The sequence below is a fragment of the Kurthia zopfii genome (assembly GCF_003143955.1).
GTDB lineage: Bacteria > Bacillota > Bacilli > Bacillales_A > Planococcaceae > Kurthia > Kurthia zopfii.
On the sequence record NZ_QFVS01000002.1, the window covers coordinates 1 to 12,049 of the forward strand.

11 protein-coding genes and 1 tRNA gene are annotated in these 12,049 nt (G+C 40.0%); 3 read left to right on the top strand and 9 right to left on the bottom strand.

Annotation, left to right across the window (positions count from 1 at the left end; all coding sequences use genetic code 11):
* A partial coding sequence (locus tag DF281_RS00995) for an RNA-guided endonuclease TnpB family protein (protein WP_146191505.1) occupies positions 1-384 on the top strand: 384 nt, incomplete at its 5' end.
* 142 nt (positions 385-526) lie between these two features.
* Positions 527-1,444: a helix-turn-helix domain-containing protein gene (locus DF281_RS01000; protein WP_109348396.1), complete on the top strand. Its 918-nt coding sequence runs from the start codon at positions 527-529 to the stop codon at positions 1,442-1,444.
* Between the two features lie 75 nt (positions 1,445-1,519).
* Here the strand turns inward: DF281_RS01000 and eno are convergent, their stop codons facing one another.
* The 8 genes from eno to DF281_RS01040 all read right to left on the bottom strand — a co-directional run bounded on the left by eno (position 1,520) and on the right by DF281_RS01040 (position 10,753).
* Entirely contained in the window at positions 1,520-2,815 is a 1,296-nt protein-coding gene (gene eno, locus DF281_RS01005; protein ID WP_109348397.1) for a phosphopyruvate hydratase, read from the bottom strand.
* Between the two features lie 22 nt (positions 2,816-2,837).
* A complete protein-coding gene (gpmI, locus tag DF281_RS01010) occupies positions 2,838-4,364 on the bottom strand; it encodes a 2,3-bisphosphoglycerate-independent phosphoglycerate mutase (protein WP_109348398.1) in 1,527 nt (508 codons plus the stop codon).
* Positions 4,357-5,118 (bottom strand): triose-phosphate isomerase, encoded by a 762-nt coding sequence (gene tpiA / locus DF281_RS01015; RefSeq protein ID WP_109348399.1) that lies wholly within the window; start codon positions 5,116-5,118, stop codon positions 4,357-4,359. Before tpiA ends, gpmI begins: the two co-directional genes overlap by 8 nt.
* Positions 5,119-5,209: 91 nt before the next feature.
* Positions 5,210-6,394, bottom strand: a complete 1,185-nt coding sequence (locus tag DF281_RS01020) for a phosphoglycerate kinase (protein WP_109348400.1) — start codon at positions 6,392-6,394, stop codon at positions 5,210-5,212.
* A gap of 125 nt (positions 6,395-6,519) precedes the next feature.
* Entirely contained in the window at positions 6,520-7,524 is a 1,005-nt protein-coding gene (gene gap, locus DF281_RS01025; RefSeq protein ID WP_109348401.1) for a type I glyceraldehyde-3-phosphate dehydrogenase, read from the bottom strand.
* 27 nt (positions 7,525-7,551) lie between these two features.
* Entirely contained in the window at positions 7,552-8,583 is a 1,032-nt protein-coding gene (locus DF281_RS01030; protein WP_109348402.1) for a sugar-binding transcriptional regulator, read from the bottom strand.
* A gap of 174 nt (positions 8,584-8,757) precedes the next feature.
* Positions 8,758-8,988 (bottom strand): glutaredoxin family protein, encoded by a 231-nt coding sequence (locus tag DF281_RS01035; protein ID WP_109348403.1) that lies wholly within the window; start codon positions 8,986-8,988, stop codon positions 8,758-8,760.
* Between the two features lie 121 nt (positions 8,989-9,109).
* Positions 9,110-10,753, bottom strand: a complete 1,644-nt coding sequence (locus tag DF281_RS01040; protein ID WP_109348404.1) for a DHA2 family efflux MFS transporter permease subunit — start codon at positions 10,751-10,753, stop codon at positions 9,110-9,112.
* A 176-nt stretch (positions 10,754-10,929) separates the two neighbouring features.
* Here DF281_RS01040 and DF281_RS01045 point away from each other — a divergent pair, with 176 nt between their 5' ends.
* A complete protein-coding gene (locus DF281_RS01045; RefSeq protein ID WP_109348405.1) occupies positions 10,930-11,841 on the top strand; it encodes a TetR/AcrR family transcriptional regulator in 912 nt (303 codons plus the stop codon).
* A 90-nt stretch (positions 11,842-11,931) separates the two neighbouring features.
* Here DF281_RS01045 and DF281_RS01050 read toward each other — a convergent pair.
* Positions 11,932-12,003: transfer RNA gene (locus tag DF281_RS01050), tRNA-Arg, on the bottom strand.
* Between the last annotated feature and the right edge of the window lie 46 nt (positions 12,004-12,049).

A 12,049-nucleotide genomic window follows, 5' to 3' on the forward strand; every position in this document is an offset into this window, starting at 1 on the left:
AAAGTCGTCAACCAGCGCGAAGATTTTCTTCATAAATTGAGTACAGACATCATCAAAAATCACGATGTAATCTGTCTTGAGAAGTTGAATACCAAAGGTATGATGAAGAATCATAAGTTAGCGAAAAGTATTGCCGATGTATCATGGTCGAGCTTCGTTCAAAAGTTACAATACAAAGCCGATTGGTACGGCAAGACGATTGTACAAATTGATACATGGTTTCCTTCTAGTCAGCTCTGCTCGCATTGTGGGCAGAATGACGGAAAGAAAGGGCTTTCGATTCGACAATGGTCTTGTACGCATTGTGGTACACAGCATGACCGTGACATCAATGCGAGTATCAATATTCTTAATGAAGGATTACGACTTCATACGTTGGGCTAACAGCCTATACAAACCGTAGGAACTACGGGGTTAGCTCGGTCAAATAAGAGAAACCGCTGCAAGTAAAGAAATACACTTGCAAGTACGCTCTATTCCCAAGAAGCTCCCACTTCAAGCGTGAAGAACCGCAAGGTTTAGCTAAGTGGCGAGTAGTTCACGCGAGTCCGCAATTAGTAAATGGGAAAGCGGAAAAAGCTATCCTGACATCACGCTCGTTCCTGAAATTTGCAAGGCGTTGGACGTGTCCGAACATGAATTAATTCGCGGCGCAAATGATACTGAATTCCGCGAGATGAAAAAACACGCGACCTTACATCGAAAGGTGAGCGAAAGATTCTATTGGGGTTTCACAGGAACTTATATTTTAGCGCTAATCATTTGTCTCATTTGTGATATCGCCATTAATAAAGGGCTGACATTTTCACCAATCGTCTTCGGTGGCTTGCTGGTCGCATTCACATTCATCCCGACGGCAACTCGTTTTACAGAACAGCATAAATTAGCTGTCTTTACGCTATCGACTTTCGCTTCCATTAGTTTATTACTAGGTATTTGCTGCTTCATTTATGAGCAAAACTGGTGGGGCATCGCAACAATGGGTACATTACTCGGATACATCGTATTATTCTCGCCCTACTTACTTAAACGTTATGCTATTCGTAAATACAATGTAGCACTGTACTTCTTCATGACTTATAGCTCACTTTTCATTCTATTATTCATCATCGGCGTTACGAATGGCTATGATATGAAACCGGGCTATCTTATTACATTATTCACGATGATTCCATTCATCATTATGTCAATCATGCATATGACGTCCGTGAATGGATGGTTCAAAGCAAGTGTGAATACATTATTCATGTCGATTTCATTGTACTCAATTCAATACATCCTTACGCTTACGCTAGGTGAAAATGAAAACTCAAGCTACAAAGTGAATTTCTCTGATTGGCCGAATCATGTAAATGCCAATGTATTTTTACTCATACTGATCATCGGAATAATCCTATCAATCGTCTTCTTCATCGTAGGCATAAAGCAAAAACATCGACGTTAAAATCGATGTTTTTTTTCGTTCTTCAAACTAAAAAACCTCTCCTAAACATGTAGGAGAGGCTTCTTAATATCTAGATTATTTATTTAAGTTGTAGAAAGATTTGATGCCTTGGAATACAGCTGTTTTACCTAGTTCGTCTTCGATACGTAGTAATTGGTTGTATTTCGCAACGCGGTCTGTACGAGATGGAGCACCTGTTTTGATTTGACCAGCGTTTGTTGCAACTGCGATGTCAGCAATTGTCGTATCTTCTGATTCGCCTGAACGGTGAGAGATGATTGCTGTGTAACCAGCTCGTTTAGCCATTTCAATCGCATCTAAAGTTTCAGTTAAAGTACCGATTTGGTTCACTTTGATTAAGATTGAGTTGCCAACGCCTTCTTCAATACCGCGAGATAATTTTTCAGTGTTTGTTACGAATAAATCGTCACCTACTAATTGTACGCGATCGCCAATACGTTCTGTTAATAATTTGTGACCAACCCAGTCATTTTCGTCAAGGCCGTCTTCGATTGAGATGATTGGGTATTTAGAAGTCATTTCTTCGTACCAAGCGACCATTTCTTCTGAAGTTTTAACAACACCTTCACCATCTAAGTGGTATTTGCCATCTTCTTTTGAGTATAACTCAGAAGAAGCAACGTCCATTGCTAATTGAACTTCTTCGCCTGGTTTGTAACCAGCTCGTTCGATTGCAGTGATGATTGTAGAAAGAGCTTCTTCGTTAGAAGTTAAGTTTGGAGCGAAACCGCCTTCGTCACCTACAGCTGTATTGTGACCAGATTCTTTAAGAACCGCTTTTAGTGAGTGGAAGATTTCTGTACCCATTTGTAATGCTTGTTTGAAGCTTGTAGCGCCAACAGGCATAACCATGAATTCTTGAATATCAACGTTGTTATCAGCGTGTTCGCCACCGTTTAAGATGTTCATCATTGGTACTGGAAGTTGTTTTCCGTTTACGCCGCCGATGTATTTGTAAAGAGGTAGACCATGCGCTTCTGCTGCTGCACGAGCCACTGCTAAAGATACACCTAGAATAGCGTTTGCACCTAAGTTACCTTTGTTGTCAGTGCCGTCTAATTCGATCATTTTTTGGTCGATTTCAACTTGCTCAGTTACTGCATAGCTACCGATTAGAGCTGGAGCGATTACATTATTTACGTTATCTACAGCTTTTGTAACACCTTTACCAAGATAGCGGTCTTTGTCGCCGTCGCGTAATTCTACTGCTTCGTATTCACCAGTTGATGCGCCTGAAGGAACGATTGCGCGTCCGAAAGCACCTGATTCTGTTAAAACTTCTACTTCTACTGTTGGGTTACCACGTGAGTCTAGGACTTCGCGTGCATAAATATCTGTAATAATTGGCATTGTTAATAATCTCCCTACTGTTTTAAAATAATGGTTTGCCTGTCATTTCTGCAGGTTGTTCAACTTCTAATAATTTCAGCATAGTTGGTGCTAAATCACAAAGCTTGCCTGTCTTGTTCAATGTGATGCCTTGTTGCGTCACGATGACAGGAACTGGGTTCGTCGTATGTGCAGTCATTGGCTGACCGTTTAGCGTTACTACTTCATCTGAGTTACCGTGATCGGCTGTAATAATTGCTGCGCCACCTTTTGCAAGGATCGCATCGACTACTTCACCTAGACATTCATCAACCGCTTCAATCGCTTTAATCGTCGGTTCTAGCATACCGCTATGACCAACCATATCAGGATTCGCAAAGTTTAAAATAATGGCATCTGTTTTATCACCATTAATTTCAGCTACTAGCGCGTCCTTCACTTCATATGCACTCATCTCAGGTTGAAGATCATATGTCGCAACCTTCGGAGAGTTAATTAAAATGCGATTTTCACCTTCGAATGTTTCTTCACGACCGCCACTCATAAAGAAAGTGACGTGAGGGTATTTTTCAGTTTCGGCAATACGTAATTGACGAAGTCCATTTGTAGATAATACTTCCCCAATTGTATTTTTTAAATCGTCATCATTGAATGCGATGTCCCCGATTACTGTTTCACTATACTTCTTAAAGCTTACAAATTCAATATTCTTTGGATGTTTTTTACTAAGCTTAAAGCCATCGAATGCTGGATTTGTGATCGCTGTTGATAATTGAATGGCACGGTCAGGACGGAAATTGAAGAAAATAATTGCGTCATTGTCATCAATTGTTGCCACTGGTTTGCCGTCTTTTTCGATGACGAAAGGTTCTACGAATTCATCGAAAACTTTATTTGCGTAAGATGCTTCTACACCAGCGATTGCGCCTGATGCTGTTGGGCCTTCACCGTCGATGATGACATCGTAAGCTTTTTTCTCACGATCCCAACGTTTATCGCGGTCCATCGCAAAGTAACGGCCACTAATTGTCGCGAATTCACCTACGCCAATTTCTTTCATTTGGCGTTCAGTTTCGTTAATATATCCTGTCGCTGTTTTTGGACCTACGTCACGACCATCTAAGAAACCGTGTACGTAAACTTCTGAAAGACCATGTTCTTTCGCTAATTTTAATAGCGCAAAAAGATGCTCGTAATGACTGTGTACGCCGCCATCAGAAAGTAATCCAAGTAAATGTAATTTTGAGTTATTTTGTTTTGCATGGTTAATTGCTTTTAAAAGTGCTTCATTCGTGAAGAAATCACCATCTTTAATCGCTTTCCCAATACGTGTCAGACTTTGATAAACGACACGACCTGCGCCGATATTCAAATGTCCCACTTCTGAGTTCCCCATTTGACCTGCTGGCAATCCCACTTCTTCGCCTGAAGCTAAGATTTGAGTATGTGGAAATTGTGCAAAGTAACGGTCGAAATTCGGTTTATTTGCTTGTGCAACTGCGTTACCGAAAACTTCTTCTCGGCAACCGAAGCCATCAAGAATGATGAGGGCTACTGGTCTTTTAGGCATTTGCTCCCGCCTCCAATAATTGTAGGTATGATTCTGCGTCTAGACTTGCGCCTCCAACAAGAGCGCCGTCGATCTGCTCCATTGATAGAAGTTCTACGACATTCGCTGGTTTCACACTACCGCCGTACTGAATGCGAACTGCTTGTGCTACTTCTTCATTCACTGCTTGTGCAATGGCTGAACGGATTTCGCCGCAAGTTTCGTTCGCGTCAGCTGCTGTAGCTGTTTTGCCCGTGCCGATCGCCCAAATTGGTTCGTAAGCGATGACAGATGTCGCCACTTGCTCAGGCGTTAACCCTTTAATTGCTGCTGTAATTTGTGAAGATACTTTGGCAACTGTTTGACCAGCTTCACGTTCTTCAAGTGTTTCACCACAGCAAATGATTGGTGTTAAGCCATTTTCAAATGCAGCGATTGCTTTCTTGTTAACCGCTTCGTCTGTTTCGTTAAAATATTCACGACGTTCTGAATGTCCTAACACTACATATTGTACATCAATATCTGATAATTGTGACGGACTAACTTCTCCCGTATATGCTCCTTCAACTTCGAAATGCATATTTTGAGCACCGATTGCTAAATCCGTACCTTTCGCAGCTTCCACTAGTGAAGTTAAGAAAATTGATGGCGCACAAATAACTGCATCTACTTTTTCAGCTGATGGTACTTTATTCTTTAGCGCTTCGACAAATTGTGAAGCTTCTGATAATTTTTTATACATTTTCCAGTTTCCTGCGATGATTGGTTTACGCATGGTTATGCCTCCTTAAAATTGATTTATTTGTTGAAAAGACAGACGAGCGACAATGTGGAATGTTCCAGTCGCGCTGTCTGCCAAAAATGAATTACTTATCGTTTAGTGCGACTACTCCAGGAAGTTGCTTACCTTCCATGAATTCAAGTGAAGCACCGCCACCTGTAGAGATATGATTCATCTTGTCAGCCACATTGAATTTCTCAACTGCTGCAGCTGAATCTCCGCCACCGATGATTGTATAACCTTCAGTTGTTGCCATTGCATTTGCTACAGCTTTCGTACCGCCAGCAAATTTGTCCATTTCAAATACGCCCATAGGACCATTCCAAATGATTAATTTTGAATCTTTAATCGCATTTGCATAAAGTTCTGCAGTTTTCGGACCGATATCAAGACCCATCCAACCTTCCGTAATGCCATCGATGTCGACAGTTTTCGCATCTGCATCTTTAGAAAATTCAGAAGCGATCACTGTATCGATTGGCGTTAAGAAATTAACACCTTTATCTTTTGCTTTTTGCATAAATTCTTTTGCAAGCTCGATTTTATCTTCTTCAACAAGTGAATTACCTATTTCATGACCTTGTGCCTTTGCAAATGTGAAAGCAAGACCACCGCCGATAATTAAGTTGTCGACAAGATCTAATAAATGATCGATTACGCCGATTTTATCTTTTACTTTAGAACCACCGATTACAGCAGTGAATGGACGTTCTGGCGTTGAAAGAGCTTTACCTAAAACATCTAATTCCTTTTGTAAAAGTAGACCTGATACTGCTGGTAAATAAGCTGCGATTCCTGCTGTTGTCGCGTGCGCACGATGAGCCGCTCCAAATGCATCATTCACATAAACTTCAGCCAATTCTGCAAATTGTTTTGCTAATTCAGCATCATTTTTTTCTTCACCTTTATGGAAACGAACGTTTTCTAACAATACAACATCGCCATCATTCATCATTGATACGATTTTTTGTACTGTTTCGCCAACAGATTCGTCTAGTTTCATAACTGGTTTGCCTAATAATTCAGCAAGGCGAGTACCTACTGCTGTCAAACGCATTTCTTCAACAACTTCACCTTTTGGTCGACCTAAATGGCTCGCTAAAATTACTTTTGCGCCCTCATCAATTAAATGCTTGATTGTCGGAAGTGCTGCACGAATTCGAGTATCATCTGTAATGTTGCCGTCTTCCATTGGCACGTTAAAATCTACACGTACAAAAACGCGTTTACCATTCACTTCTACATCATTCATTGTTTTCTTCTCGTTCATTGAAGAAAGCCTCCTTAAAAAATTATATTCGCAAATTTCATAAAAAAAGGAGAAGTGTACAACTCCTCCTCTTTTTCCAAAATACATTATATACAATACAACACATAATGGCTAATCTTTTTTAATTATAAGCCTTGTTCCGCCATGTATTCAACTAAATCCACTACGCGAGTAGAATATCCTGCCTCATTGTCATACCATGCTAGTACTTTTACGAAGTTGCCGTCATTCACCATTGTTGAAAGCGCATCTACTGTAGAAGAAGCTTGGTTGCCATTGTAGTCGATTGATACAAGTGGTTTTTCTGTGTAGTATAGGAACCCTTTAAGTTCATTTTCTGAAGCTGCTTTTAAAGCTGCATTTACTGATTCTTTCGTAACATCTTCATTCAGCTCAACAACTAAGTCCACAAGTGACACGTTTGGAGTTGGTACTCGGATTGCCATACCGTCCAATTTGCCTTCAAGCTGTGGTAATACTTTTGATACTGCCGCTGCTGCACCAGTAGTTGTTGGAATCATCGACTCGGCAGCTGCACGCGCACGACGATAATCTGAATGTGGTAAGTCTAAGATTTTTTGGTCATTCGTATACGAGTGAATTGTTGTCATCATACCGCGTTTAATACCGAAGTTGTCGTCTAGCACTTTTGCCACTGGCGCAAGACAGTTCGTTGTACATGAAGCGTTCGATACGATGATATCTTTTGAAGCATCATAATCTGTATGGTTAACACCCATTACGAATGTTGACATATTTTTACCTGGTGCTGAAATAACGACACGTTTTGCACCTGCTGCAATATGTTTGCCTGCTGATTCAGGATCTTTGAAAATACCTGTAGATTCTACAACCACATCTACGCCAAGGTCACCCCATGGTAAGTTCGCTGGATCTTTTTCTGCATAGACACGCACTTTTTTGCCATCTACAACTAGGTAATCTCCTTCAGAAGTTACTTCATTCGGGATAATACCATGAACCGAATCATATTTTAGTAAATGTGCAAGCATTGCTGCGTCCGTTAAATCGTTTACTGCTACGAGTTCAATGTCTTTGCGTTCTAATGCGATACGAAATACTAAGCGTCCAATACGTCCAAAACCGTTAATTGCTAATTTGATTGTCATGATATTATTCCTCCAGTAAAATATGTGTTATTTTTGAATGATTTTAAACATTTGCTGCGCTGCTGCCATGTCCGTAATGAAAATGGTTTGCGAAGGCGCATTTTTGAAATATGAGAGAATCGCCTGTGCTTTGCGCGTTCCACCAGCAATCGCTAGCACAGCGGGACAGTTTTTGACCTGTTCAAGCTGTAATCCTACTGTCCGTATTCTTTGTACTGCTTTACCCTTTTCGTCAAAATAGTAACCAAATGCTTCACCAACTGCACCGAGTTCCGTTAAGCCTTGTCGCTCAGAAACGGTTGATTTTCTACGCTCTGACATCTCATCTGCCGAACCAATTCCATGGACGACAATTGATGTATTTTCGTACAGTGTCATCATCTCCTGCACGACTGGCTCTTCCTTCATCGCATTGTAGGCTGCTTCACCTAAATGCTCCGGTAAATACAGTGTGCGATATTCATTCCCCGAATTAACGGCGAAGTTAGAAGCGATTGTATTCGCCTGCATTTGAACATCGACACCCATGCCACCACGGGCTGCGATAAATGTGAGATCCTTCAATTTATTCGAAGGCTTCACTGCATTGGCAACCGCCGCGACTGTGCTACCACCTGTCACCGCTACAATATTCCCTTGATGCGCGAAATCCTCAAGCTCGATTGCGGCCTCTGCTCCCATTAATGCTTTTACGGATGGTTCTAAATCTAAGTTCCCATCGACAATAATGACTTTCTGAATGCCGAGAAGCTTTTGTAATTGAATTTCTAAATCTGAAATCCCCGACCATTCGTAAACGAGTGGCTTCAAGCGATCTAATACTTGAATACCTAAATCGGTAATCGACATACCTGAACGACTGACATCCATTAAGGATTGTTCACGTAACAAGTCGGTCTCTTTGCGGACTTCCCTTTCAGGTAGTGACAAACTATCTGCAAGGGATCTCCTCCCGATTGGCCCAAGCATTTGTACCATTTGAAGAATACGGTATCTAATTTGAAGTGATTCTGCCATTTCGGGTAGCATCTTCAATTGTGCTTCTGTTAAAGACAACATATCCATTCTCCTTATTGTAGGACTAAAAATATCCCATACATATAAATTATGTCCCACTTTGTTCAAAAAAATATTTCCTACACATATTATAACAATTGAGGGGGACTAATGCAATAACGGGCGAAATGTTATCCCACTCAATCTTTAGTAAGTTACTTTTCCAAGTCGCACCATTCACCCTTCTATTTCTTCAAGCAAGGTGATGTAATCGAGTAAGCCAGATTGAATGATCTGCCCGTTCTGTTCGACAACCGGAATTTTCATCATATACTTCTCATGAAGTTCATCATCATCTTCAATATTCACTTCTACGATATCAAATTCCTTATCTTCCTGGACGAGTAGTAAAAGGCTCATTCCCTCTTCACAAAGGCGGCAATTTGGTCGGCTATAATATGTAATCAATGCACTTCCTCCCTTCTCAAATTTATAATTGCTATTATTATAGAAGAAACTCCAATTTTTTTGAAATAATACGCATTAAAAAAGAGCCACATCCTTATAGATGTGACTCCATTTTAAACTACTATTCTTTTGTCTCTTCAACCGGTGCTTTTGTTGGCGGAACTTTGCGTCCAGTCACTTTTACACGTTTTAAGAAAAATGCTAGGAATAAAGCGAAGATTGTAATAAACATCGCGATTAAGAATGAGAAGTTAATCCCTTCAACCATTGCTTTATCAACAAGTGGTTTCGAAATTTGTGCTGCTAAATCTTTCGCGTATTTGACCATACTTGGATCTTCTGCTAATTGTTTCGCATAGTCAGCAAGCTCTTGTTTAGACATTGGCGATCCTGCTTGTGCTGCCTCTGTTGCTTTTTCAGCAACTTGATCCGAGATGCGGTCTTTCATTTTATCTGCTACTTGTGCTTTTACGTCATCTTCAATACCAGCTGATTCGCTCTTCGTACGGTTCGTCATGATTGTGATCATAACTGCCGAACCAATCGCACCCGCAATTTGTTGCAATGTATTGTTCATCGCAGTACCGTGTGGGTTCAGTTGTTGTGGTAATTGATTTAAACCGTTTGTCATGATTGGCATCATAACCATAGACATACCGAACATACGAATCGTATACGCGATCATTAAGTATGTGTAAGTAGTCGTTGTCGATAATTGTGATAGGTAGTAAGTCGAGATTGTGACGATTGTTAAACCTGTAATCGCTAAAATCTTCGGTCCAAACTTATCGAATAATTTACCAGTAATTGGCGACATGATCCCCATAAGGACTGCCCCCGGTAACATTAGTAAACCTGAATCAAGCGGCGTAAAGCCACGAATATTTTGTAAATAAACTGGTGTTAAGATCATACCAGAGAACATCGCCATTGATACGACGATTGAAATAACTGATGCTAAACCGAACATTGGGTATTTGTATACGCCGAAGTTTAACATTGGTTCTTTCATATTCAGCTGCATTGATACGAATGCGATTAATGCGATCGCACCAACTGTGATTGTACCCCATACGCCGATTGCATCCCAGCCGTCAGTACCAGCTGAACTGAATCCGTATAGTAAACCACCGAATCCGATTGTAGAAAGTGTGAGTGAGGTTATGCTCAGCTTCACTTTCTTCGTTGGCATAATATTTTCGAACTTGAAGAATGCTACGATTAATACGATGATTGCTAACGGTAGAATCATTTCGAATAATACATGCCATGTCCAAGTTTCAACAATCCAACCTGAAAGTGTTGGGCCAATTGCAGGTGCTGTGATCATTACTAGACCAAACACACCCATTACTGCTCCACGTTTTTCGATTGGGAATGAGATTAACATGATATTCATTAATAACGGTCCCATTACTGCTGAACCTACTGCTTGAATCATACGAGCAGTTAATAGTACGCCGAATGTTGGTGACCATACTGCTAGTGCAGTACCTAATGTGAAGATTGCTAATGATGTAATAAATAATGTTCTGTTTTTAATTCTTGTAATAAAAAATGCACTGGCAGGTACTAATACACCTGATACAAGCATATAACCTGTCGTTAGCCATTGCACTGTTGATGCTTCCACATCGAAGTCTTTCATAATAGAAGGAAGCGCCACATTTAATAATGTATTGTTAAGTAATGCTACAAAAGCACCGATGAACAATAGCACAATCATTGCATATGGCGGGTTCTTCTGCAATTTTTCAATATCCATTTGTCGATCCCTCTTCTGCGTTAAATATATTTCGTGTCTAAAAAAGATTACTTACAATATAATATACCGTGAGTCCAATTTTGGCAACAAAAAAATTTTATAATGCTAAAATCATTGCTATTAAAGCGTTTTCGTTTTAGAATAACGGTATAAAGACATTTCATTAAGGTGGGACTATGAACAATAGAAAAAGACAAGTGATCCTCGCATCACTCAAACTATTCGCTGACAAAGGCTTTAACAGCACGTCCATTCAGGAGATACTGGATGAGGCGCATATTTCAAAAGGGACATTTTATAATTACTTCTCTTCTAAAAAGGATTGTTTAATCGCCATTTTAGAAATTGGACGCTCTGATTCTACTTTGCGTAAAGCAGAGTTATTAATAGGAAAAGACTTAAACGACAAAAATGTACTGGCAGCCCAAATCTCCACAATCATGCAAGTGAATCGCGAAAGAAACTTGCTGCCGATTTTTGAATCAATACTGCATTCTGGGGACGCAGATTTAAAAAAAATTGTACAACAGTATCATTTGAAAGAAATGCAATGGTTGTCGAAGCGGTTAATTGATGTCTATGGCGAGAGCATCGTTCCCTATCGTTACGATGCTACAACGCTTCTTTTCGGTATGATTCATCAAACATTGCACATTGGCAATATGGTTCGTGATGAGATGATTGACCCGGTTGCTACAGTTAAATATGCGTTACGTCAACTCGACCTGATTGTTCCTTCGCTTATTAAGAATAACGACCTCTATCTAGGGCAGGATTTACAACGTTATATTTATGAAAATACAGAGCCTAAAGTTATTACATCTAATGAGGTTCTAGAACAGTTAGTCGGCTTTAAAGGAGCTCTCGAGTCTAATATACCCGCTCCTTGCATCGAGTACACTGAATGCCTAATTGAGGAGTTTTCTTCTGATACGCCACGTAACTATATTATTAATACGATTGCTTACCAATTCTACAATAGCTTCAGAAACTCAAAACATTCATTAGAATCAATCGAAATTGCCAACAATATTTGGCATTTTACTCGTGGTTTTAAAGAAGCAATTGAATCAAACTCAGCACAATAAAAAGTAGCTACACGAGTAAATTCGTGTAGCTACTTTTGGTTTATGAAATAATTTTTAGGGAAATCATTGTTTGAATCCCATTTTATATAATGCCCCAGGAGGGAATCGAACCCCCAGCCTAAGAACCGGAATCTTATGTTTTATCCATTAAACTACTGAGGCATATTCTTATTATACAAATATAAGAACTTAAACACAACACGATTTC